The 25,410-nt window shown below is 38.7% G+C and carries 24 protein-coding genes; 20 read left to right on the plus strand and 4 right to left on the minus strand.

Annotated elements, in window-relative coordinates:
* The 14 genes from B045_RS0101195 (at position 1) to B045_RS0101255 (ending at position 14,408) form a co-directional block, all read left to right on the plus strand.
* Complete coding sequence (locus tag B045_RS0101195) at positions 1-258, plus strand: phosphopantetheine-binding protein (RefSeq protein WP_018462438.1); 258 nt, start codon at positions 1-3, stop codon at positions 256-258.
* Positions 258-1,436: a beta-ketoacyl-[acyl-carrier-protein] synthase family protein gene (locus tag B045_RS14100; protein WP_044067528.1), complete on the plus strand. Its 1,179-nt coding sequence runs from the start codon at positions 258-260 to the stop codon at positions 1,434-1,436. The genes B045_RS0101195 and B045_RS14100 overlap by 1 nt, the downstream gene beginning before the upstream one ends.
* Positions 1,426-2,052, plus strand: coding sequence for a beta-ketoacyl synthase chain length factor (locus B045_RS15480; protein WP_044067530.1), 627 nt, complete (start codon positions 1,426-1,428; stop codon positions 2,050-2,052). Before B045_RS14100 ends, B045_RS15480 begins: the two co-directional genes overlap by 11 nt.
* Positions 2,049-2,399, plus strand: a complete 351-nt coding sequence (locus B045_RS0101205) for an EamA family transporter (protein WP_025883017.1) — start codon at positions 2,049-2,051, stop codon at positions 2,397-2,399. Before B045_RS15480 ends, B045_RS0101205 begins: the two co-directional genes overlap by 4 nt.
* A gap of 22 nt (positions 2,400-2,421) precedes the next feature.
* Complete coding sequence (locus tag B045_RS0101210) at positions 2,422-3,060, plus strand: outer membrane lipoprotein carrier protein LolA (RefSeq protein WP_025883019.1); 639 nt, start codon at positions 2,422-2,424, stop codon at positions 3,058-3,060.
* An 85-nt stretch (positions 3,061-3,145) separates the two neighbouring features.
* Complete coding sequence (locus B045_RS0101215) at positions 3,146-3,514, plus strand: hypothetical protein (RefSeq protein WP_154650077.1); 369 nt, start codon at positions 3,146-3,148, stop codon at positions 3,512-3,514.
* On the plus strand, positions 3,495-3,863 hold the full coding sequence (locus B045_RS0101220; protein WP_018462442.1) for a hotdog family protein: 369 nt from the start codon (positions 3,495-3,497) through the stop codon (positions 3,861-3,863). The genes B045_RS0101215 and B045_RS0101220 overlap by 20 nt, the downstream gene beginning before the upstream one ends.
* Positions 3,863-4,618 (plus strand): glycosyltransferase family 2 protein, encoded by a 756-nt coding sequence (locus B045_RS0101225; RefSeq protein ID WP_018462443.1) that lies wholly within the window; start codon positions 3,863-3,865, stop codon positions 4,616-4,618. Before B045_RS0101220 ends, B045_RS0101225 begins: the two co-directional genes overlap by 1 nt.
* Positions 4,612-8,088: a 1-acyl-sn-glycerol-3-phosphate acyltransferase gene (locus B045_RS0101230; RefSeq protein WP_018462444.1), complete on the plus strand. Its 3,477-nt coding sequence runs from the start codon at positions 4,612-4,614 to the stop codon at positions 8,086-8,088. Before B045_RS0101225 ends, B045_RS0101230 begins: the two co-directional genes overlap by 7 nt.
* The gene (locus B045_RS0101235; RefSeq protein ID WP_018462445.1) at positions 8,085-9,581 is read left to right on the plus strand and encodes a phytoene desaturase family protein; all 1,497 of its coding nucleotides are present in this window, start codon (positions 8,085-8,087) and stop codon (positions 9,579-9,581) included. The genes B045_RS0101230 and B045_RS0101235 overlap by 4 nt, the downstream gene beginning before the upstream one ends.
* Position 9,582: 1 nt before the next feature.
* Positions 9,583-11,109 (plus strand): phytoene desaturase family protein, encoded by a 1,527-nt coding sequence (locus tag B045_RS0101240; RefSeq protein ID WP_018462446.1) that lies wholly within the window; start codon positions 9,583-9,585, stop codon positions 11,107-11,109.
* Positions 11,087-11,902 (plus strand): alpha/beta hydrolase, encoded by an 816-nt coding sequence (locus B045_RS0101245; RefSeq protein ID WP_018462447.1) that lies wholly within the window; start codon positions 11,087-11,089, stop codon positions 11,900-11,902. The genes B045_RS0101240 and B045_RS0101245 overlap by 23 nt, the downstream gene beginning before the upstream one ends.
* Before the next feature lie 15 nt (positions 11,903-11,917).
* Positions 11,918-13,240 (plus strand): phenylacetate--CoA ligase family protein, encoded by a 1,323-nt coding sequence (locus B045_RS0101250; protein WP_018462448.1) that lies wholly within the window; start codon positions 11,918-11,920, stop codon positions 13,238-13,240.
* A gap of 28 nt (positions 13,241-13,268) precedes the next feature.
* Positions 13,269-14,408, plus strand: coding sequence for a 1-acyl-sn-glycerol-3-phosphate acyltransferase (locus B045_RS0101255; protein ID WP_018462449.1), 1,140 nt, complete (start codon positions 13,269-13,271; stop codon positions 14,406-14,408).
* A gap of 39 nt (positions 14,409-14,447) precedes the next feature.
* On the opposite strand, the gene porE is transcribed toward B045_RS0101255, so the two are convergent.
* Both porE and B045_RS0101265 read right to left on the minus strand, forming a co-directional pair.
* On the minus strand, positions 14,448-16,499 hold the full coding sequence (gene porE / locus B045_RS0101260) for a PorE family type IX secretion system protein (protein WP_018462450.1): 2,052 nt from the start codon (positions 16,497-16,499) through the stop codon (positions 14,448-14,450).
* A gap of 32 nt (positions 16,500-16,531) precedes the next feature.
* Positions 16,532-18,601: a DNA topoisomerase 3 gene (locus tag B045_RS0101265; protein WP_018462451.1), complete on the minus strand. Its 2,070-nt coding sequence runs from the start codon at positions 18,599-18,601 to the stop codon at positions 16,532-16,534.
* A gap of 466 nt (positions 18,602-19,067) precedes the next feature.
* On the opposite strand from B045_RS0101265, the gene cdd reads away from it, so the two are divergent.
* The 6 genes from cdd to B045_RS0101290 all read left to right on the plus strand — a co-directional run bounded on the left by cdd (position 19,068) and on the right by B045_RS0101290 (position 23,259).
* The gene (cdd, locus tag B045_RS0101270; RefSeq protein ID WP_018462452.1) at positions 19,068-19,550 is read left to right on the plus strand and encodes a cytidine deaminase; all 483 of its coding nucleotides are present in this window, start codon (positions 19,068-19,070) and stop codon (positions 19,548-19,550) included.
* 68 nt (positions 19,551-19,618) lie between these two features.
* Complete coding sequence (locus tag B045_RS0101275; RefSeq protein WP_018462453.1) at positions 19,619-20,356, plus strand: (Fe-S)-binding protein; 738 nt, start codon at positions 19,619-19,621, stop codon at positions 20,354-20,356.
* Between the two features lie 17 nt (positions 20,357-20,373).
* Positions 20,374-21,744, plus strand: coding sequence for a lactate utilization protein B (locus B045_RS0101280; protein WP_018462454.1), 1,371 nt, complete (start codon positions 20,374-20,376; stop codon positions 21,742-21,744).
* 13 nt (positions 21,745-21,757) lie between these two features.
* On the plus strand, positions 21,758-22,333 hold the full coding sequence (locus tag B045_RS0101285; protein WP_018462455.1) for a LutC/YkgG family protein: 576 nt from the start codon (positions 21,758-21,760) through the stop codon (positions 22,331-22,333).
* Positions 22,334-22,705: a hypothetical protein gene (locus B045_RS15240; protein WP_025883027.1), complete on the plus strand. Its 372-nt coding sequence runs from the start codon at positions 22,334-22,336 to the stop codon at positions 22,703-22,705.
* Between the two features lie 161 nt (positions 22,706-22,866).
* Positions 22,867-23,259: a hypothetical protein gene (locus B045_RS0101290; protein WP_018462456.1), complete on the plus strand. Its 393-nt coding sequence runs from the start codon at positions 22,867-22,869 to the stop codon at positions 23,257-23,259.
* Between the two features lie 123 nt (positions 23,260-23,382).
* On the opposite strand, the gene eno is transcribed toward B045_RS0101290, so the two are convergent.
* Together eno and fldA are read right to left on the minus strand one after the other, a co-directional pair.
* A complete protein-coding gene (gene eno / locus B045_RS0101295; protein WP_018462457.1) occupies positions 23,383-24,690 on the minus strand; it encodes a phosphopyruvate hydratase in 1,308 nt (435 codons plus the stop codon).
* Positions 24,691-24,792: 102 nt separating this feature from the next.
* The gene (gene fldA / locus B045_RS0101300) at positions 24,793-25,287 is read right to left on the minus strand and encodes a flavodoxin FldA (RefSeq protein ID WP_018462458.1); all 495 of its coding nucleotides are present in this window, start codon (positions 25,285-25,287) and stop codon (positions 24,793-24,795) included.
* Positions 25,288-25,410 lie beyond the last annotated feature (123 nt).

Raw genomic sequence — 25,410 nt, forward strand, 5'->3', positions numbered from 1 at the left:
ATGGAACTGAAAGAAGAACTGAAAGGAAAAATAATTGATGCTCTAAACCTAGAGGATATAGTAGTTACAGATCTTGAAGACGATGCTCCTTTGTTTGGTGAGGATGGTCTTGGACTAGATTCTATTGATGCGTTGGAACTTATCGTATTGCTAGAGAAAAACTATGGTATAAAAATCAGTGATCCTAAGGAAGGGAAAAACATATTCAAGTCAGTCAATGTCATGGCTGATTACGTAGAGAAGAACAGAAATAAGTAATGAATAAAAGGATATTGATAACTGGTATGGGTGTCGTTTCGGCAATAGGTAATAATGTTGTTGAAAACTATGATTCGCTTAGAAAAGGTGAGTCAGGCATCTGTAAGGTCAAATATCTTGATACTGAGCATATAGAGTTTCCTGTTGGTGAGGTCAAACTTAGTAATGAGGAGATGTGTCTGTTGCTCAACATTCCTTATACTGATAAGGAGAGTCGTACAGATCTGCTTGGTATGCTAGCCGTTAGTGAGGCTTTGCAATCTGCCGGATTGAAAGATATTGAGCATTTAGCTTTGATATCAGGTACAACTGTTGGAGGAATGGATAGAACGGAAAAGTTTTATCCCGACAATCTTAGTGCAGATATACTTGAAAATCATGACTGTGGATCAGGTACGGACCGTATTGCTGACTATTTTGGTAATTTTGACTTTGCCACAACAATCTCCACGGCATGTTCCTCTGCTTTGAATGCTATAATAGTTGGTGCAGAAATGATAGAGTCTGAACTGAAAGATATTGTCGTTGTTGGTGGAACAGAGAGCCTAAGTCGCTTCCATCTTAATGGTTTCAAGTCGTTGATGATATTGGATCACTCAATCTGTCGTCCTTTCGATGCTGACCGAGCTGGACTAAACCTTGGTGAAGGTGCTGGTTTTATAGTTATCGAATCCGAGGATAGCGCAAAGAGACGTGGAGCCAATGTGTTGGCGGAACTGAAAGGAACAGGTAACGCATGCGATGCATATCACCAGACTGCATCATCAGAAAACGGAGAGGGTGCTTTCCTTGCCATGTCAAAAGCTATTGCTGAAGCTGACATTCAAGTTACTGATATACAATATGTAAACGCTCATGGAACGGGCACTCCTAATAATGACGCATGTGAGAGTACTGCGCTTATGCGAGTGTTTGAAAATAAAATGCCAAAAGTGTCATCCACAAAGATGTATACTGGTCATACAACGAGTGCTTCTGGAAGTATTGAGGCTATTTATTCCATTCTCTCGTTGCAGCATCAATTTGTTCCTGCAAATATCGGATGGTCAAAAGCTGACGAAAGTTGTGTAACACCTTATTTAATTGGTAGTTTAGGAAGGATAGACAATGTAATGTGTAATTCTTTTGGATTTGGTGGCAACGATTCATCTATAATAATTTCACGATATGGAGAATGATGTGTATGTTATAGCCGAAGTGGATAATGTTTCTGAAACAGAATATCGGGAATATCTTAATCCAATAAAGACCCGTAGATACGGCACACTTCTTAAACGTGCATTGGTCTCGGCATTGAAAGCCATAAAGATAAGTGGAATAGGGCAGCCTGATGCTATTATAAATGGTACTGCTTTGGGGTGTATAGAAAATTCAGAGAGACTTCTTACTGCATTATCTGTTGAAGGAGAATCTGTAAGTATGCCAACAAACTTCATGCAGTCTACCCATAACACGATAGCATCTCTCATTGGTATGTACACCCATAATCATGGATATAACTGTACGTATTCTCATAAGAATATTTCATTTGAGAGTGGAATGCTTGATGCCTATATGCAGATAAAACTCGGAAAGATAAAAACAGCTTTGGTTTGTGCAAACGATGAGATAACTCAAGATCTTCATTCAAAGGCTGATAAGGTTGGATTTAAGTCTACTATTAAGGATCGCTCTTATGCTGTTATGCTTTCTTCTGAAAAAACAGATAAAGCCTATAAGGTGATAGAGGATATAAGGATAAGCCACGACCGTATAAATGGTGATGCAGCAGAAATAATATACTCAAAGATATGAGACTGATAATATTATCTATATTGCAAAGCATGTTGTTATGTGGAGGACAAGTCTTTCTTAAGTTTGCCCTGCGTAAGATGGGCGACTTTCACATGTCATTGTCTTTCGTCTTCGATCAACTCGCCAATATGTATTGGTTGGGATGTGGTATATGCTATGGTGTGGCAACAATACTATGGATGTATATCATAAAGAACTTTCCTTTTTCAATGGCATACCCAATGATATCGCTAAGTTATATATTAGGAATGTTTGCAGCAGTGATATTCTTTCATGAATCAATTCCATATACACGTTGGGCAGGCGTATTACTTATTATGGCTGGCTGTGTGCTTGTGGCAAAATAAAGAGAATAAAAAAATAAAGAATATGAAAAAGTTACTGTTTTTTATAGTGTTGCTGTATTCGACGTTAAGCGTTTCAGCACAAAGAATGCAGAAGGTGAGCGGTGCTCAACAGGCAAAAATGATAAGCATCATAAATGCCACAGCTGCAAGTATAAAGACAATACAAAGTAACTTCTCGCAGGTTAAGTCTGTTTCTTTCCTCAACGAGAATGTTAAGTCGTATGGTAGGATGTATTACAGCAATCAAGGTAAGCTTCGTTGGGAGTATAATTCACCTTACAAATATACTTTTGCTATCAATGGTGGAAAGGTTTATATTAAGTCTGGAGCTAAAAGTCAGGTCATAGACATAAGAACTAGCCAACTATTCAAAAGCATTGCGCAGATAATGATCAACAGCATTACAGGGAAGAGTCTTAAAGAAAATAATGACTTTAATACTCAGATGTATGTTGATGGTAATGAATGGATAGCTGTGCTCACTCCAAAGAAAGCACAGATGAAGAAGATGTTTCGCACTGTTCAACTTCATTTCAACAGTCGTCACAATATGGTGTCGCAGGTTGTGATGACCGAGACTTCAGGTGATGCTACAGTAATAACCCTTTCAGGTGTACGTACAAATGAAAATATTTCAGACCAAATATTTTTTGTTAAGTAGTCTGCTGCTATTTTGTGTTTCATTACATGCGCAGAAGCATTATATTCTTGGCTGTACAGATAGTATTGGCAGACAGGAATATAAGATGAACATTGGTGTAAAGGATGCTGATGTAAGTGGAATACTTATAATGAAATGCGATTCTACCGGAGTCATTAAATGTGCTCTTATGAATGAGTTTGGTATCAGTGCTTTAAATTTTAGTATCAGTGAAGACAGACGTAAGGTTGAATTGGTAAATGTTATATCATTCTTGGACAAATGGTATATAAGGAAAGTATTGAAGTCGGACCTTGAATACCTTTTCTCTGCAACTGAAGATGATTTAGAAAAAGAAAACCATAATAGGGTGATAAAGCGTGCTGATGAAAGCGTGATACTAGAAAATAAGAAGTACAGCATAATATACACTTTGGAACAATTAAAAGGTAAGAATGATGAAGCTGATCAATGATATGTATTCCATAAAGACATGGAGCGATGACGGTAGGAAAGCTCACATAGAGTTTAATGCTGATCATATAATATATCATGCTCACTTCCCTGGAAATCCAATAACTCCAGGTGTCTGTATAATAAAGATTATCAGTGAGATAGCCGAACTGATTATGAAGAAGTCGCTTCGTTTATCTATGGTCAAAAACTTGAAGTTTGTAAGTCCTATATCTCCTGTTGACAGTCCTTCTGTCTGTGTAAGTATTGACAGAATAGAAGAAGACGGTGAAATGCTTAAGATAAAGGGAGTGATAGCAGACGAAAATAAGATATATACAAAATTCTCAATAATATATAATTGCCTGTGATGTACGATACAGCTGAGTTTATGAACCATGAGAGGATATGCGTTATAGTTCCTACATATAATAATTCAGGAACCATAGCCGACGTGTTGTCGCGCATATACAAAGTAACTCAGAATATCATTGTTGTTAATGATGGTAGTGATGATGACACACATAGCATATTGCAGAATATTCCTTTCCCATTGACGGTTGTGGAATATGACCATAATGGAGGAAAGGGATATGCTCTTAAATGCGGATTTAAAAAAGCATTGAGTATGGGATTTCTTAATGCTGTTACGATAGATTCAGACGGACAGCATTTCCCCGAAGATATACCTCTTCTTATTGATGCTTATCGTGAACATCCTGGATCACTGATAATAGGAGTGAGAAATCTATGTGAAGACAATATGCCTAGTGGTAACACGTTTGCAAATAAGTTTTCTAATTTCTGGTTTACTGTGCAGACTTTGGTTAAGTTGGACGATACACAAAGTGGCTATCGTCTTTATCCTATCAGTCGCATTAAAAATTCGTGGATATTTACGTCACGATATGAAGCAGAATTGGAGTTGTTAGTGTTTTCTGCTTGGCATGACATTGATATACGTCAGGTTGATGTACGTGTGTATTACCCTTCTCCTGAAGAACGTGTGACGCATTTCCGTCCTGGGTATGATTTCTTCAGGATAAGCATCCTAAATACCATGCTGTGCATGGGGGCTTTGTTTTATTATTTACCTAAACTTATATATAAGTGGTTAAGATGTTGAAGATATACGATATATTATCAAAGAATAAGGTTATAGCATCACTTATACTGTTTATATTCTGCGTCGTTGCAATTATTCTTGCAACGGGTATGCATTATGAAGAGGATATAGCGAAGTTCCTTCCGCATAATGCACAGAACGAGAAGTATCAGGATGTCTATCAGCGCATTGCTTTGCAAAACAGAATCGCAGTGATGTTTACGGCAAAGGATTCTACACGTACTGTTGATGCCGACAGTCTCGAAGCTGCTATGGAAATGTTTGGTGGAGAGATTAGCCACAGCAAGTTGATTGAAAATTTACAGGTGAGCGTTAACGAGACAAAGGTATTTGATATAATTCAGTTTGTCGGACAGAATTATCCTTATTTCCTTACGAAATCGGATTATCAGCGTATTGATTCGCTTCTCAGCGATGATAATTACGTTAAAGACCAACTTACTGATAATAAGAAACTGTTAATGCTGCCTACAGCAGGGATGGCTTTGCAGAACATAAAATATGATCCTGTTCATCTGTTTTCTCCGGTTTTAAAGAGATTGCAGAACTTCCAACTTAACAGTAGATTCCAGATCATAGATGGTTATCTGTTCTCTGAAGACGAAAAAATGTCGATAATCACGATGAACAGTAAATATGGTTCTAGTGAGACACATGAGAACGGTGAGATAGCAGATATGCTTGACCGAGCTATTGCAAAAACTCAGAAGCAGTATCCTAATATTCATATAAGTGCTATTGGTGCACCTTTGATTGCAGTCAGCAATGCTAATCAGATTAAATCGGATTCATTGCTTGCCGTGTCTATTGCTTCAGTATTGATACTGTTAATATTATGGTTGCATTATCGAAAGATCAGTGATATAATTTGGATAGGAATATCGCTAGCTTTCGGTTGGTTGTTTGCAATAGCTGGAATGGCTTTGTTCAATGATGAAGTGTCGATAATTGTACTTGGTATCGGGTCGGTGATAATAGGTATTGCTGTTAATTATCCGCTACATTTTCTTGATCACATACGTGAAGTTCATGACCGAAGGGTTGCGTTAAAGGAGATGATTCCTCCTTTGTTAATAGGTAACATCACTACAGTTGCTGCTTTTCTGTGTCTTATTTGGCTTGATGCTCAGGCGATGAGAGACCTTGGCGTATTCGGTTCACTGATGCTTGTGGGCACAATATTATTTGTGCTTGTATTCCTTCCTTTATATGCTAAACAAAGCAAGGGGAATGATAATCATGATACTGGTAGCATTGTAGGTAAACTGATTGAAAAGGTTGAAAACTATATTAATACAGGTGCTACTCGCAAATATGTATTTCCGGCTGTTGTAATTATAACTTTGATACTCGGATATTATTCCCTTCAAACCTCTTTTGATAGTGATTTAAGTCATATCAATTACATGACTGCTGACCAGAAGCGAGATATGAAGATGCTTTCTGGTATGCAAACCGAGGCTCCTTTATATGCAGTTGCCGAAGGCAGAAATCTTGATGAGGCTCTTAATGCGAATGAACATATTGATAAAGTTGTTCGGGGCACAGGTTGTAAGATGAGTGGAATAGGTAATTTCGTTCCATCAGAGATGATGCAGCGTGAGGCTTTAGCAAGATGGAACAACTACTGGCAGCATGGAAAGGGAAAGGCTTTCGTTGCTAAGATAAAGAAAGAAGCCGCTTTGCAAGGCTATTCATCAGGCGCATTTACGCCTTTCTATGACATGATGAATGCTGATCATCACGTTAAGGATATCACTTATTTTAATCCGATAATTAATTTGCTCAATGGAACTTTTATCTTGAATGATAATCGTAACTGCAAGATTGTAAACTATCTCACTTCTGTAAGCGATACCACAAATATACGGCAAAAGATAAATTCAACGAATTGTTATGCCTTTTCTTCAAAAGACATAGGGAATCAATTGGTAATACTATTAAATAATTCATTCAACTATATAGGAATTGTCTGTGGTTTTGTGGTATTCTTCTTCCTCTGGCTTTCATTTGGAAAGATAGAACTCTCGTTGATGTCTTTTCTTCCATTAGCTGTCAGTTGGGTGTGGATATTGGGAATTATGCATATTTTCGGTGTTCAGTTTAATATTGTCAACATCATTCTTGCAACGTTCATATTTGGACAGGGTGACGATTATACGATATTTATCACAGAGGGTCTGATGTATGAATATGCTACAGGTAAGAAACGACTTGCTTCCTACAAGCGTAGTGTAGCCATTTCCTCAATTCTTATGTTTATAGGTATTGGCAGTCTTGTCATTGCTCGTCATCCAGCTTTGCGCTCTTTGGCTACTGTCACGATAATAGGCATGTTTACGGTTGTCGTTATGGCATATTATCTTCCTCCTTTGGTGTTCCGTCTGCTTACCGTTAAGAATGGAAGTATACGTAAAGTTCCGCTTACATTAAGGCGTTTTGCCTATTCTTTAGGTTCTATGCTTTTCTTCCTTGCTATTATGTATTTCTTCCTTTTACCATATACATGGTTTTATTTCCATATAGGCAGGGATACGGAAAAGAAGAAACTGCGCTATCATAAACTCTTGTATAATATGGCAAATATTATAGTTAACAAGATTCCTGGAGTAAAGTTCAGATTTAATAACCTTTTTGGTGAGAAGTTTGATAAACCAGCTGTAATAATAAGTAATCATCTAAGCCATCTCGACACGCTATGCCTTATGACGTTATGCCCCAAGATAATATTTCTTACCAATAAATGGGCATGGAAGAATCATTTTTATGGTGCCGTAATACATCGTGCTGAGTTCTTGCCAGCATCTGATGGACTAGATGCACACATAGATGAATTGAGGTCTCTTTATGGTCGTGGATATTCAATATGTATATTCCCTGAAGGTACAAGGTCTCTAGACCATAAGGTACATCGTTTCCATAAGGGAGCGTTCTATCTAGCTGAACTTCTTCATGCAGATATCGTTCCTGTCGTTATGCACGGACAGGACCATATACTTCCTAAGACAGATTTCATGTTGAGAGAAGGAACAATGAGTGTCAGAATATTGCAACGCATATCTTCAGATGACACTTCTATGGGAACTGGATATCGTGAATTGACTCATAATATTCATAAACTCTATGTTGATGAATATACAAGAATGTGCGCCGAAAATGAGGACGCTGCATATTATGTCAATTTTGTTAAGTCTCAGTATCGATATAAGGGACTTGAAATAGAGCGTAGATGTATAAGAAACATAAAGTCTAACGATAGTTATTCTTCTGTTGTTGACACAGATAGTGAGAAAGGTCTTACTGAGCGTACTTTCCATAATGCCGGATTGTGTGAACTTCCTTATCTCTATGCACTCGTCCATCCTAGTACATCTGTGAATGCGTATGTTGATAGTGAGGATGACTATGTCGTTGTAAAGAATATGGCATACCTGCCACAAAACCTAAATATATATCATAAAGACAGATGACAAAGAAGTGTGTTATAATAGGAAGCGGTTTAGGCGGTCTGTCAACTGGAGTCATACTTGCCAAGAACGGATATGATGTGACTGTGCTTGAAAAACATTTCCAGATAGGCGGATGCCTGCAATGTTTCTGTCGTGACGGAGTAAAGTTCGAGACAGGAATGCATTTCATAGGGAGTGCTGACAAAGGACAGACAATGGATGCTATGTTTAAGTATCTTGAAATTGACCGTGATGTCGAATTGAGTCGACTTGATGAAACTGGATATGATGTCGTGTCTTTTGCTGGAAGAAAATATCGCTTTGCCAATGGACGTTACAATTTCATCAAGCAGATGCTTGAGTATTTTCCGGATTCAGAAGATGATCTCAATGCATATTGCGATATCATTGATAAGGTTTCTGCTGCGTCTTCATTGCATAGCCTTCAACACACTCAAACAGATGAGGCGATAAACAATGAGTATCTTCTTCGTAGCATAGATAATGTGCTCAACGAGACTATTCATAATGATGAACTTCGTAATGTCCTTGTCGGGAATCTTCCGCTTTATGCTGCTGAGAAGGGAAAAACTTCTTTCTCAACTCATGCTTTTGTTGCTGATTTCTATAACAAGAGTGCCTTCAGAATTGTTGGAGGTAGTGATCTCATCGCCAAGTCTCTTGCTCAAACTATAGAAAAGTATGGAGGAAAGGTTCTCACTCATAAAAATGTCGTACAAATAGAGTGCGATGACACTCATGCCGTTGCTGTCGTTACTGATGATGAAACACGATATGATGCCGATGTGTTTATTTCTGATCTTCATCCTGCTCGTACAATAGAACTTACTGATTCGCCATTGCTGAGAAATGCATATAGAAAAAGAATAAAGGCTTTACCTAATACAGTTGGCTGCTTTACCGTTTATATTAAGTTCAAGGACAAAACCCAACATTATATGAATAGTAATTTCTATGGCTATACAGAGCACTCTCCTTGGGACTGTGAAAAATATTCTGATGCCGATTGGCCAAAGGGATATTTGTATATGCACTTTTGTGATACAGCAAGCCATGAATATGCCAAGAGCGGACTTATCATATCCTACATGCAGTATGATGATGTTGTTAAATGGGAAGGAACTTCCGTCGGACATCGTGGTCAAGATTACGAGCAGTTTAAAAAGTTGAAGGCTGAAAAGCTTATAGCAAGTGTTGAAACAGAGTTCCCTTGTTTGCGTGACAGTATTGAGTCATATTACACTAGTACTCCGCTTACATATAGAGACTACACAGGAACTGAGGTTGGAGGAATGTATGGCATAGCTAGAGACATAACTCTAGGCCCTGCTGCAAGAGTCCATCATCGTACAAAGATACCTAATCTGTTACTTACTGGACAGAATGTAAACAGTCATGGAATATTGGGAGTACTTGTAGGTACTATTGTTACTTGTGGCGAGTTGATAAGTTCGGAAGAGATAATAAGACAAATGACTGAATCTACTGAATAAGATGAAAAACGATAATATACTAAATACAGTAACCGTTATAGGTGGTGGACTTGGTGGCTTGTTCGTCGCTGCTTTCCTTAGTAAGGAGGGCTACCGTGTCACGGTGTTAGAGAAAAATAAAGTTATAGGTGGTGGCTTGCAGACTTTTAATCGTCATGGCGTAAGTTTCGAGACTGGTATGCATTTGCTTGGGGGAATGCGCGAAGGCGGAGCTTTGAATAAGATATGCCGTTATCTTGGAATTTATGATAAGATGGATATTCGTGATACCGATCATGACTGTATGGACCAGATAACATATTTTTCTGACGGAAAAACTTATCGTGTGCCTGAAGGACGTGAGGCTTTCGCTGAATATTTTGCTTCGGAGTTTCCTTCTGAGCGAGACAATATACATGCTTATGTTGATGCCATTTATAAAATGGTTGATGAGATTGACTTTTTCTATCTTCGCCCTAATAATGAACATGTATACACCCATTCCGAAAAGTTTATGTGGCCTGCAGATGAGTTTGTTGCTCATTATATAAAGGATCCTAAACTTAGAGATTTATTGAGCTATATGAACCCTATGTTTGGTGGTGTCAAGGGTAGAACTCCAACTTATATTCATGCACTTATCAACGTGCTATATATAGATGGACCTAGCAGGTTTGCTGTTAATAGTCAGCAAATGGCAGATGCCCTTGCCGATATAATAAGTCAGAATGGCGGTGCAGTTATAGGCGGTGATAAGGTCGTTAATATTGATATTGTCGACAAAATGATGACAGCTCTTCATACTCAGAAAGGAAACGTATATTCATCTGATTATTATATTTCAGCAATACATCCGTTTGAAATGTTGAAGATGACAGACAGTAAGGTTTTTTCCAAAGCTTTCAGAGATAGAATTGCCGAAGCTCCAAATAGTTATTCTTCTTTCTGCGCCTATTTCATCTTCAAGCCAAATAGTTTTCCATTTATAAACCATACGTGCTATTGTCAGAATGATTATGGTAAAGTGTGGAACTATTCTGAATATGATGCTGAAGACTGGCCTCGTGGATTCATGTATATGACACCATTTGAAAAAGAGCAGGGCAAGTATGCCGTGAAAATGGTTGTCAATGCCATTATGCCGTATAGTGTGGTGGAACAATGGAGTGATACTTCTACCGGTAAAAGAGGTAGAGAATATGAGGAATGGAAACAACAGCATATTAATAAAATACTTGATAGAATGGAAATTCTCTATCCTGGATTTGTCGATAAGGTGGAATATATGTTCGGTTCGTCTCCGCTCACGATAAGGGATTACTATAATGAACCTGAAGGTGCCTTGTATGGAATGTCCAAGGACTGTAATAACATTGCCCAGTCACAGGTGTCGATATATACAAAGGTTAGAAATCTTTTTATGACAGGTCAGAATATAAACCTGCATGGATTCTGTGGCGTACCGCTTACTGCTGTTAATACTGCAGAAGCTATCGTGGGGCATAATGTTATATTGAATAAAATCAATGAATATAATGCGTGTGTTTAAAATAATATTCTTACTTTTGCTTATTGCCTGTCCGTTAAATGCACAGAATAAGATTGATGGTTTCAGCAGTCTTGTTGAATACCAACCCGCATGCAAAACTTCTACTGCCGTTATAGTATGTCCTGGTGGAAGCTATTGTTGGCTTAGCAAGAAGTATGAGGGAAGTGAGGTCGCTAAATGGCTAAATTCCAATGGTATAGCTGCTTATGTGCTTTATTATCCTACTGCTGGTTGGGCGGGTTTTGCATGGCACAGTAGGTTGGTCTTTCGTGGACATCAGTATCCCGATCAGATTCAAGCTGTGGAAAGGGCAATGAAGTTAGTGAAAAGTAAGGGATATAATAGGGTCGGAATGATGGGTTTCTCGGCTGGAGGACATCTTGTTCTATGTGCTGCCGAATATCTGCAACCATGCTATAAGCCTGATTTCGTAGCATCACTATATCCTGTTATCACTTTTTCACGTGATGAATTTGTGCATCGCAGAAGCCGAAGGGGATTGCTTGGCGAGCGCATGTGGCGCAATAAGACTATATGTGACTCTTTGTCTGTTGAGAAGCATGCTGATTTGATGCCGTGTCCTTTGTTTATTGCTAATTGTAAGGACGATCCGATTGTTAATTATCGCAACTCTGAGTTGATGGATAGTGCTCTTTCCGCCAATCATAAACCGCATCTTTATATACAATATAAGACGGGTGGTCATGGATTTGGAACTACAGCCTCAAAAACCAGTGCTGAGGCTATTATGTGGAAAGAACGTTTCCTTGCTTGGATGAAGGGAATAGACTAAATAATAAAGTAGAAAATGAAAGATATTGAATTTGAGTCAATAGATAATATCAAGGTTTTTCAAGATGAAAAGCTGCGTAAGGCTGTTCTTTATTTAAAGGAACATTCAACATATTATCAGCGATTATTTGACAAGTGCCATATAAACATTAACAATATATGTCAAATAGAAGACTTGGTAAACATTCCGTTTACAGAGAAGAAAGATTTACAATTGTTCAATGAAGATTTCTTGTGTGTACCTAAAGAAAAGATTATTGACTATATCACAACAAGTGGAACGTTAGGTGAACCTGTTACCTTCGGTTGTACAGAGGTTGATTTGCAGCGTTTGGCTTATAATGAAAAGAAGAGTTTTTCGTGTGCGGGTCTTCATCCTGGAAACATATTGCAGTTGATGACTACAATTGATAAACGTTTCATGGCAGGACTTGCTTATTTCCTTGGTATCAGAGAGCTCGGAGCCTCTATCATCAGAGTTGGCAATGGTATTCCTGAATTGCAATGGGACACCATAATGAGAATAAAGCCCGATAGCATAATGTGTGTACCTTCATTCATTCCGCGTCTCATCCAGTATGCCGAGGAGCATAACATTGACTATAAGAATTCAAGCATAAGGAAAATCATCGGTATTGGTGAGGGGTTGCGTAATCAAGATTTCTCATTAAATCTTCTTGGACAGCAGATAAAGAATAAATGGAACGTACAGCTCTTTGCCACATATTCAAGTACAGAAATGGGTTCTACATTCAGCGAGTGTGAGTATGGTTGTGGTGGACATGTGCATCCAGAACTTATCATTGTCGAGATTATCGGTGAGGATAACATGCCTGTTGCCGATGGTGAGATAGGAGAGGTTGTCATAACAACTCTTGGAGTTGAGGGAATGCCACTTCTTAGATTTCGCACTGGTGATATGTGTGCCAAGATAGTTGAGCCTTGCAAATGCGGCAGAAACAGTTACCGACTTACTCCTTTGGTTGGTAGAAAAAATAACATGATCAAACTGAAGGGTACTACTCTCTATCCGCCTGCTATAAATGATATACTTGATAATACAGACTATGTGCAGAATTATGTGGTATATGTGCAGGAATCCGAGGCTGGAACTGATGATGTTGTCGTAAAGGTTGGACTTAAATCTGATGCTTTGGCAAAGCACAAGGCTATTGCCGAGAATCCTGGTGCCATAGTGGAAGACCTTAAAAATAGGTTCCGTGCTCATCTGCGTGTGTCTCCGAAGGTAGAAATACATCCTGTTGCCGAAGTTCAGGCGATAAACTTTCCACCAAAGACAAGAAAGCCTGTTAAGTTTATTGACTTGAGAAAGAAATAGAATATACATCAAAAATATATTATATCTAATGATTACATCCGAATATGACGATATCCGTCCATATAATGATGAGGAGATACCTTCTGCCATGAGGCGCATTGCTACAAGTGATGCTTTTCCAGTATTGGCTTCATGGATATTTCCTGGTAGAGATTTGGAAGATGTGCGCGGAATGGTGCTTTCATTCAAGACAATTAAGGATTTTCAGTATGGTGTCATGATACCTGTGAACAGACAGATTATTGAGCGTTCTATGACTGAACTTACCTTTAGGGGTTTTGAAAAATTGAATCCTGATACGCAATATCTTTTCGTGAGTAATCATAGGGATATAATGCTTGATGCCTCTTTGTTGCAATATCTGTTTGCACAGAGAGGACGCGATACCACAGAGATTACGTTTGGTGCAAACCTCATGACGAAGGGACTTATTACTGATATAGGTAAGAGTAATAAGATGTTTAGAGTTGAGCGTGGTGGTAAGCTGAAAGATTTTTATATGTCGTCACGACATCTTAGCGATTATATACGTTATACGGTAACTGATAAAAAACAAAGCGTTTGGATTGCGCAGCGTAATGGAAGAACAAAGGACGGCGATGACCACACTGATCAGGGAATTATAAAAATGTTTTGCATGAGCCGTCCTGAAGATAAGATAAAAGCTTTGAGTGAACTCCATATTATTCCTGTCAGCATCAGCTATGAATGGGAGAGCTGTGATGTGTTAAAGGCTATTGAATTGTATGAGAGCCGTCTGGAGAAATATATAAAAAAGCCTGGTGAGGATTTAACAAGTGTGCTTACTGGTATTGTGCAGAAAAAGGGTAGAGTGAACTTCTCTCTTTGCGATGAAGTTACAGAAGATGATTTAAGGCAGTATGATAGTTGTACAAATAACGACTATCATCGCTTGGTAGCCAATCTGCTGGATAAAAGAATCAACAGTGCATATAAACTTTATCCAAATAATTATTTGGCTCATGATATCCGTCATGGTCAGACTCGTTTCGATGCATATTACACTCCTGCCGACAAGATGCATTTCATGAAATATATGGATTGTCTAAACGATTATGATGTTGACGAACCAGATATTTTAAAAGATTTATTTCTTGGAATATATGCTAATCCTGTAAGTAATAAAATCAAATTGGGAGCTATATAGCATGATGATTAGTAATACATATAGTTGTTGATTTGTCTGTCAGAAGTATATCTCGGTATCTGAATCTTTATTCTTATTCTTTGTCTTAGGTAATTCTTTCAGATTGCCGTTCTTGTCAAACAAACCATAAGTGGTTCTGATGACACGAAACTCTGTGCGACGGTTTAACTGGTTGCATATCTCCTGTTTATCGTTGCTTAATTTCTTAATGTATTCTGCTGTAAGTTGGTCGCCTTCTTTCAGCCAATCATATTTTTCTGTGATTTTCTTTTTTATTGTCTTTGGATTCTCTTTTCCATATCCTACTGGGGTGAGACGGTCTGCTGCAATACCTTTGCTGATTAGATACCTCACAACGGTTTCTGCACGTTTCTGAGATAAAATTTTATTGTATTCATCACCTCCACGATAATCGCAGTTTGCCGACAACTCTATTGTTACATGAGGATTCTCATTCAGCAAAGTAACTAGTTTGTCTAGTGCTGTTGCTGACTCTGGACGAAGAGATGCTTTGTTGAGATCATAGAATATGTTGTCAATAAGTACGGGGGCAGCTATTGATGCCAACGGGAATTGCAAAGTATATTCCTTTGACTCTTTTACATTTCCAATATTTATTTCTTCTTTGTGATTAAGAAATCCATCACACGTAGCAAGAAGCACATAGTCTACTCCTGGAGATACGGTCTGCGTAAACGAACCATCCCCCTTGACGCTCAGTTTCAGGTTTGTTCCGTCGTTACCAATCATATATACCTGAGATTTAGGTAGTTCATATCCGTCAGTTTCGTATACCCATCCCTTTATTGTCTGTATAATCTCTGGATTTTCAAAACTGTAGATATGGTCGTATCCTTTCCCGTCATTGCGGTTAGAAGAGAAGAAACCACGATTGTGTGGACCTTCAAAAGTGATACCAAAATCATCGTCGGCAGTATTTAGTGGATACCCAGGATGTTCAACCTTTATCTTTCCTGTATTCTTGTCTGTTTTTGCGATGAAGATGTCAAGTCCACCCATTCCTGGATGTCCGTCACTGGAAAAATACAAGTCTCCGTTAGGACGGAATGAAGGAAACTCTTCGTTACCTGGTGTGTTGATTGTTGAATCCAAGTCTTCAACTCCACCAAGTCCGGCAGGTGTTATCCTTATTCTCCATATATCAAGTCCACCTTTACCCCCAGGCATGTCTGACGTGAAATATATCCAGTTTCCGTCTGGTGATATTGCTGGATGTGCAAAACTGGAAAGTGTATCTCTGCTTATGGGCAGTTCTGTGGCTTTGCTCCATGATGCGTCGCTTCTTTGCGATGTTAGTATTTTTGCATATCTTGGATATAATGGGTCTGTAGTGCATTGTGTGATATACATAGTTTTTCCGTCTGGAGAAAAATCACATGCGCCCTCATCATATTCAGTGTTAAGGCTTCCTGAAATAGCTTCCGGTTTGCTCCATTTGCCCTTATCATCTTTTTCTGATAAGAATATATCGCCGTTTTTAGCTCCTGTGATTCCACTTAGTTCATTGCCAAGAGCTGTATTCCGTGTAGATGTGAAATAGATTTGTGAATATCTGTCACCTTGAAGTTTGGGACAGTATTCGCCTTTGTTGGAATTAAACAGATTCATCTTTTTTACAGTGTATCTGCTATCTTGCTTTTTCCACGATGCAGCCTTCTGTGCAGAAATAAGCCCGTTTTTCACTAGTATATCATTCGGTAGCGAGTCTTTTAGTGATAGAAATATTTTCTCTGCATTTTTATATTCTGCGTCTTTAAGCATCATGCGTGCCAACGTCAATTTGTCGGAATTGCTTGCATGATTATATCTTTCTGCATTCAGAAAAGCTGCTATAGCACGTTTTGTCTGGTTAATCTTTGCATAGCATCGTGCCATCTTAACAGCATATAGTCCTCTTTCATTACGGTTCTTTGCTGGAGTCTGCTGATATGCTTTTCTGAACATTGTTGCGGCATCATAATATTCGCCTAGAGCCAGATGCTCCTCCGCCTTTTTCAGACTTCGTTCAGCACCGCATGAAGCAAATAGGCATAATGCTGTATATATATATATGATGTAAAACTTGCGCATGTAGTAATAACGCAAATACTCTATTTATATTATTATTCAAAAGGTAAAACGAATTTGCAACCTTCTTTCCAATTGCTGCACCCATAAGCGTTTTTGCCTTTTATGATGTGTCCCTTTCCGCATTCTGGACATACCTTTCCTATTAGTTCATCGCTTGGAATAAGTGCTGTCTTGCCTTCATTTTCTTGTGTAGCTAGTGTTGTGCTTTCAACCTTTGTCTTCTTTTTTGGAGTAGCCTTTTTCTTTTTGACAGTCTTCTTCATGTCTTCGTCAGACATAATGGTGACGCGCCTGTTGCTGTTGTCGCACAATACATCGTTGACAATATCTGAAATCTGTTTTTTCAGTTCCTCGATAAATATAGCGGCATCATATTTTTTATGTTCTATATCTCTCAATTTCTTTTCCCATATACCTGTAAGTTCGCTACTTGTTAGTAGTTTTTCATGAATCATGTCTATCAATTCCACACCTGTGGGAGTAGCCAAAAGATTCTTTCGCTCACGGCGTATATATTTTCTCTTGAACAGTGTCTCAATAATTCCTGCACGACTAGAAGGTCTACCGATTCCGTTTTCCTTTAATGCAGCACGCAGTTCCTCGTCGTCAACAAATTTACCGGCAGTCTCCATTGCTCTTAGTAATGTTGCCTCGGTATAGTATTTTGGTGGCGTTGTCTGCTTTTCTGTAAGGGTAGGAGTGTGAGGACCATTTTCACCTTTTGTGAATGTAGGCAATGTTCGTTCTTCGTCACTCTTCTTCTCTTCATCGTCATTTGTGTTTGTGTCCTTGCTGTAAACAACTCTCCAACCAGGCTCAAGAATTTCCTTTCCTATAACCTTAAATTCAATCTTGTCAACTTCTCCAAGCACTGTTGTAGTCGAAAACTTGCAATCTGGATAGAATACGCTTATAAAGCGTGTGGCTATGAGGTCGAAAACATTCTGTTCCATATTGGTCAACCCACTGACTGGTACGCCTGTAGGAATTATGGCATGGTGATCGGTAACCTTACTGGTATCAAACACCTTTTTGCTCTTTGGCAGTTTGGCACTTATAGCAGCAAGATTCTTTACTAATTCCATATACTTTGGCTGACTGTCAATCTTGCATTGGCTCACTCCGTTGAGTATCTGTGGACATTTAGGATAAATGTCATCGCTCAAGTATTGGGTATCAACACGTGGGTATGTGGTGAATTTCTTTTCGTAAAGACTCTGGATTATGTTAAGAGTGGTTTCGGCTGAATAACCGAATTTTTTGTTGCAGTCTACCTGCAATGAAGTAAGGTCATATAGATGTGGTGGTGCGTCAGTACCTTTTTTCTTCTGCACGTTGGTGATGAAGAAAGGCTTTCCTTCAATTGTTTCAAATGCCTTTTCACCCTCCTCCTTACTGGTAAACTTGCCCGATGTTGCAGTGAATTGTGTGTCACGATATATGGTAGCCAATACCCAATAAGTTTCAGGTTTGAAGTTTTCTATTTCCTTTTGCCTGTTCACAATAAGCGCAAGAGTAGGAGTCTGCACTCTTCCTATACTGAGTACCTGTCGGTTCTGTCCGTATTTAAGAGTGTATAGACGTGTAGCGTTCATACCTAGCAACCAGTCACCGATAGCGCGGCTTAGTCCGGCAAGATATAATGGTTGATAATTGTCCTGTTCTTTAAGTTCCTGAAAGCCCTGTTTGATAGCTTCATCCGTCATAGATGATATCCAAAGTCTCTTTACTGGACATTTCACATGAGCCTTCTGCATAACCCATCTTTGGATAAGTTCACCTTCCTGCCCAGCATCACCACAGTTTATAATTTCGTCGGCTTGTGAATAAAGTTTTTCGATTGTAGCAAACTGTTTTTTTATTCCATCATCGGGAATAACTTTTATTCCGAAGCGTAACGGAATCATAGGCAGAGCAGCCAAACTCCAGTGTTTCCAATTCTCACTGTAGTCGTTTGGCTCCTTTAACTCACATAAATGACCGAAAGTCCATGTGACCTGATATCCGTTTCCTTCCATGTATCCATCTCTGGAACTATTGGCTCCAAGGATGCGTGCAATGTCTTTAGCTACGCTAGGTTTCTCAGCTATACAAACAATCATATTTCTTTATTTTAGTCTACAAAGGTAGTGCAAGCCGAACACAATACAAAATAAAAAATAAGTTTTTTATTTTTATTACTTATTGTGAATTTCATTCTCACCTCAATATAACTCAAATAAATTCGGTTATATTTCGGTTCGTCGAAATTTGTTGAGGCGTAGCCTATCTTCAATGCAGTTAAAGTTGCAAGCCGAACACAATACAAAATAAAACCCACTGTAATAATCATGTCAAGGTTGTAGAATGGAATCTCACTATTCACAGCCAGTATTCCTTCTTGGCGAACCTGTCGGAAATTCCGATAGGTTGCTTCTTCTCGCAATTCATGGTGACAATAGCTTCCTTGTAATGTTTAGATAGCTCCTCCACCTTAAATGTTTAATAGCAAAAAAAGTGAATATATAGCGTAAATAATTGGGATAAATTTGTATCTTTGTCGCTACAAATAGAAAACATCAGAGCAAAATGAAGAAATTGAAGATAGAAATAAATTATGATTTCTGCCAGCCTGAAGAATTAAGCGCTGAGGACAATCAGCTTATAGAACGTGCAAAAGCTGCTACATCAAATAGTTATGCCAATTACAGCCATTTCCATGTTGGAGCTGCATTAAGGCTTAATGATGGTGATATCGTTATAGGTGCTAATCAGGAGAATGCAGCATTCCCATCAGGACTTTGTGCCGAACGTTCTGCGATCTTCGCCGCTCAGTCACAGCGTCCTGATCAGCCAATAGTTGCATTGGCAATAGCTGCATATAATAATCACGGATTTCTTGCTGATCCAATAACTCCATGTGGAGCTTGCAGACAGGTAATTCTAGAAATTGAAGATCGATATAAGCAGAATGTGCGCATACTTCTTTATGGTACGACAGGTGTATATGTACTGAATAGTGTTAAAGATTTGTTGCCATTTTCGTTTGTTGATGAGAATATGAGGAAATAGTTTATCGAATATTTCTTTTCGGTAAAACTTTAGGTCTTAAATATTTTTAAATAATATCGAGGTATATAATGAAAGTTGGACTGTTTATTCCATGCTATGTTGATGCTTTGTATCCGGAAGCTGGTGTAGCTACGTATAAATTACTTAAGCATTTCGGAATTGACGTGAGTTACCCAGAAAAGCAAACTTGCTGTGGGCAACCTATGGGAAATGCGGGATTTGAACGTATGGCAAAGCCTTTGGCTAGGAAGTTTGATGACATGTTTAAGGATTTTGATTATGTGGTTGCGCCTTCTGCGTCATGCGCTGCTTATGTGAAAGTGTTTTATCCGCATATCCTTGAAGGTGAGCATGAATGTGTATCTTCAAAAAAAATAATGGATATCGTAGAATTTCTCCATGATGTTCTAAAGATAACTTCTCTTCCTGGTCGTTTCAATCATGTCGTGAGTGTACACAATAGTTGCCATGGCGTGAGAGAATTAGGATTGTCATCACCTTCAGAACTTAATGTTCCGCAGTTCAACAAGATCATTGATTTATTGAAACTGATAGATGGTATCACGATAAAGGAACCTGAACGTAAAGATGAATGTTGTGGATTCGGCGGTATGTTTTCTGTTGAAGAAACTGCGGTTTCAATACGTATGGGCGAAGACAAAATAGAACGTCACATGGCCACAGGAGCAGAATATGTGACAGGACCAGACAGCAGTTGCCTTATGCACATGGCTGGTATTGCCAAACGTGAGAATAAGAATATAAAGTTTGTTCATGTATCGCAGATTCTTGCTGCCGGACTTTAATTAAAAGGAAAGATATTATGAGTACTATTCATTCAAAGAATGCTGAAATATTCAATAAAGACCGTGCGAAGACAACATGGCACGACCAAACATTCTGGGCGTTAAGGGAAAAACATGATAACATGGCTGAACAACTACCTGAATGGGAAGAACTACGCAGTCATGCCAGTGATATAAAGTGCCATACGATTACTCATCTAGCTGATTATCTAGAAAAGTTTTCTGCTAATCTTGAAAGCAGAGGAGTGATTGTTCATTGGGCTGCTGACGCAAGCGAGTTTAATGAAACAGTGTTGGATATCCTGAAAAGCCATAATGTGAGCAAGATGGTGAAGTCAAAGTCTATGCTTACTGAGGAATGTGAGATGAATCCATATCTGGAAAAACATGGGATAGATGTTGTCGAGACTGATTTGGGTGAGCGAATACTACAGCTCCTTAATCAGAAACCAAGTCATATTGTTGTCCCTGCCAGTCACTTGAAACGCGAAGAAGTTGGAAGAGTGTTTGAGCAAAAAGGTATCTCAAAGGAAATAGGAAACTATGATCCTACTTATCTCACACGTTGTGCCCGTTATAGTTTACGTAAGGAATTTATGGATGCTGGTGCTGGAATGACTGGTTGCAACTTTGGTGTCGCTGATACTGGTGATATCGTAGTATGTACAAACGAGGGTAATGCCGATATGAGCACGTCAATGCCTAAACTGCACATCGTAGCAATGGGTATAGAAAAACTTGTTCCCGATTATGATTCATTGGCAGTGTTCCTTCGTCTTCTTTGTCGTTGCGGAACAGGTCAGCCTACAACAGCATTCACATCCCATTTTAGACAGGCACGACCAGGAGCAGAGATGCATGTGGTTCTTGTTGATAATGGCAGAAGTGATATCATTGCTGATAAGGAACATTGGCAAACTCTTAAATGTATTCGTTGTGGAGCTTGTATGAATACTTGTCCGGTATATCGTCGCAGTGGAGGATATAGTTATACATATTTCATTCCAGGTCCTATCGGTGTTAACTTAGGAATGCTCCATGATCCACAAAAGCACAGCGAGAATGTAAGTGCTTGTTCACTTTGTTTAAGTTGCGATAATGTATGCCCAGCTGAAGTTGCTCCAGGCAGTCAAATATATCTTTGGCGTCAGAGTCTTGAAGCATTGGGCAAGGCTAATAAAATGAAGAAAATCATGTCGGTAGGCATGTCAGTACTTTTTAATAATCCAGCACTTTACAATACAGCTCTTAAATTTGCTCCATTGGCAAATATAGTACCAGAGAGTATCACCAATATAGGACATCTCAATCCATGGGGAGTGGGACACGGTAATCCTGAATTTGCAAAGAAATCATTTCGCAGGTTGTGGAGAGAAGGTTTAAAATAACACGTACGAAAAGATGAATAAAGAAGAATTTCTAAATAAATTGCGTGCAAATACTACTCAGCAGTTTGATATGCCTGATATGAACATAAACGGTATCAAGTATGAAGATACTATAGCCCAGTTCATTTCAATGACAGAAACATCTGGTGGAAAGGTTGTCAATGCCAAAAAGGATGACAACCTGAATGCCATCATACGTGAAGTTTATCCTGACGCAAAGGTAATAGCAAGTAATGTTTCAGGAATAGATGCCAGTCTTAATCCTGATACTGTTGCCGAGGCACAAGATTTGAACGGTACTGATGTTGGTGTTGTGAATGGAGAAGTAGGCGTGGCAGAAAATGCTTGCGTCTGGGTTCCGCAGAGTATGAAAGAAAAATCAGTATGTTTCATTTCAGAGAATCTTGTGATTATCCTTCATAAGAGCAGTATTGTTGACAATATGCACGATGCATATAAAGCCATACACATGACAGACTATGGTTTTGGATGTTTTATCAGTGGACCAAGTAAGACTGCCGATATAGAGCAATCTCTTGTTATGGGTGCTCAGGCTGCACGTTCTGTTACAATCATATTGATAGACTAGATGAATCGTTATCTTCACATATTAATCATATTCTTAATGCTGATCGTTGGTCAGCAGGAAACTCATGCCGTGACAAGACCGCGTGAGAAGGATAAGATTAGTGTGGTGTCTAAGCATAATGATACGTCAAAGGAGGCTGTACTTTCTGATTCGCTCAGTTTATTGAGAGTTTGCAGTACATGTCCTCAAAGGATTATTCCTGTTTTTGTGGAGAATACGGGTAAAATATTTGGAAGAATAGTATTTTATATATCAAAACCACAATCTTGTTTTTTGCTTATGGGAGGATGTTGCCGTTTAGAGACGGCACCATTTCAGTCCCAAGCCTCGTGTGATTATTATATTTTTGCATTGAGGCGCCTGTTGTGTTAGATTTATATTTTTCCGTTATGTATTTGCATGCGGAACGGTTTTATTGCTCTTGTTATGGAGCTAATTAATTATCGCGGGATTGCATCCTGCATATAAGTCTAACAAATGCTTACTCCTTTTCACATAATAAGTGGGTGGAGTATGCTCAACATTATTTTAAAATGAACATAAAGAATTTGAAGATGGCTGATGTTATCTTCTCAAACGATAAAATATCATTAAAGAAGTCATTCATGGGTTTCGGTACCTCTGTAATTTACACTCCAACTGGCAGTAAAATTAAGGCCTTTGGTGAAGAATATAGTCAGGATGCCGGTAACAAGATAGAGGCTGTTATCAATGCAAAGAATGAAAACTTAGAAGCTGCCGTAAATGAGGCTGCTGGAATAAAGGCTATTGCCATGAGTACTATTCGCCTTGAAGGTTGCATCTCTGATGATCACGAGTTTGTTGCATTGCAGCTTTTATCTTATAAAGATTTGCGCTATTCTCCAATTACTGATATTAAGATTTATGAAGGCAAGTCTGCCGAAATAGTAAGTAAGCTGTTTTAATAGATCGTAGTATCAAATAGTAAAGACTCAGAATCCGAATAATGATTAAACATTTTCTCGAACTCTGAGTCTTTTTTAATTATGATATTCTTCAATTATATTAATTGAAAGAATAGATTTGTATTATTTCAGTTTCTTATAACCATATTGTGCATTACTGCCTAGTTCTTCTTCAATACGTATCAACTGATTATACTTTGCAATACGGTCTGTTCTTGACATAGAACCAGTCTTTATCTGTCCAGAGTTTGTTGCAACAGCAATATCAGCAATCGTTGTATCTTCAGTTTCGCCTGAACGGTGAGAAGTTACAGTGGTATAACCGTGACGGTGAGCCATTTCTATAGCTTCGAGAGTCTCTGTTAGAGAACCGATCTGGTTTACCTTAATCAGAATTGAATTGGCAGCTCCCAGTTTTATTCCCTTTTCAAGGAACTTTGTGTTTGTAACGAATAAGTCGTCGCCAACCAACTGGCATCTTTCACCAAGTGCTTTTGTCAGCTTCTGCCAACCATCCCAGTCATTCTCGTCAAGACCATCCTCAATACTGTCAATAGGATACTTTGTTATCAGTTCTTCAAGGAATTTTATCTGTTCATCATCTGATAGTTCCTTGCCGTTCGGATCTTTCGGCATTCCGTTTGTCAGTTGCTTATAGTTATAATAGTATTTACCGCCTTTTTCACTTGCAAACTCACTTGCAGCGCAGTCAATAGCTATTGTTACATCTTTGCCTGGTTGATAACCTGCATCTTTTATCGCTTCAACAATACTTTGCAGAGCGTCTTCAATATTATCAAGTTTTGGAGCGAAACCACCCTCGTCACCAACTGCTGTTGACAATCCTCTTTTCTTGAGATTCTTCTGCAAAGTGTGGAAAACTTCAGCACCAATGCGTATAGCCTCTTTCTCTGAAGATGCACCAACTGGGCGAATCATGAATTCCTGGAATGCGATAGGAGCGTCACTATGTGCGCCACCATTAATGATATTCATCATCGGCACTGGCAGGATGTATGTGTTTGAACCACCGATATATCTGTAAAGAGGAATGTTTAGAGCTTTTGCAGCTGTATGTGCAACTGCTAATGAAACTCCGAGAATTGCGTTTGCACCCAATTTACTTTTAGTTGGAGTCCCGTCTATTTCCAACATCTTGTAGTCAATGGCACGTTGGTTCAATATATCGAAACCATTCAGTGCCGGACCTATAATATTGTTTACATTCTTAACAGCTTTCAATACACCTTTACCACCAAAACGGCTCTTATCTCCGTCACGTAGTTCCAATGCTTCGTTCTCTCCTGTTGATGCACCTGATGGGACACTGGCTCTGCCCATTATGCCATTATCTGTTGTTACCTCAACTTCAATAGTTGGGTTACCTCTTGAATCAAGAATTTCTCTTGCATAAATCTTTTCTATTTTCATAATAATGTTTTTATTAATAACTCTATTGCAAATATAGCATTAAAATACATCATTTGCAATACCTAATAATGATGATTTATAAAGATTATACTTCTTTTAATATCAAAGAGAATTATTTATTAACTGTATCCATTTGTCAATGCGTTCTTCGCTCTTGGCTTCATCCTCATTGACATCAAGTGCTAGTCCCACAAATTTGCCGTCTATCACTGATTCTGAGTCATCATACGTGTATTCCGCAGCATCAACTCCTCCAAGGATATTAGCACCAGAGTCTTTCACTGTGTCGTAAATCTCTCGCATGCCTCCGCAAAAAGTATCGCTGTAGCTATCAGCATCTCCACATCCAAACAGTGCAACAGTCTTTCCGCTGAGATCGGCATCCTTTAGTTTTGAAATGCCGTCATACCAATCATCCTGCATTTCTCCAGAACCCCATGTTGACGTGCCGAGTACAAGATTCTCGTATTCTGCAAGCTTTTCTATATTAATGTCGTTTACGTCAACTATATCAGCTTTCAGTTTTTGAGCGATAATCTCGGCAAAGCCTTGGCAATTGCCTGTTGACGAACCAAATACTACCAATGTCTTTTTCATATTTATTCTCCTTTTTTATTTTAAAAATCAATATTTCTTTGGCTTAAGATGATTGTCATCTTCGCCGAGAGATAATACATTCAGTTTTTTCTATTGCTTTTTTGTGCAAATATAGTGCTAAAA

The organism is Segatella paludivivens DSM 17968 = JCM 13650, assembly GCF_000373185.1.
Taxonomy (GTDB): Bacteria; Bacteroidota; Bacteroidia; order Bacteroidales; family Bacteroidaceae; genus Prevotella; species Prevotella paludivivens.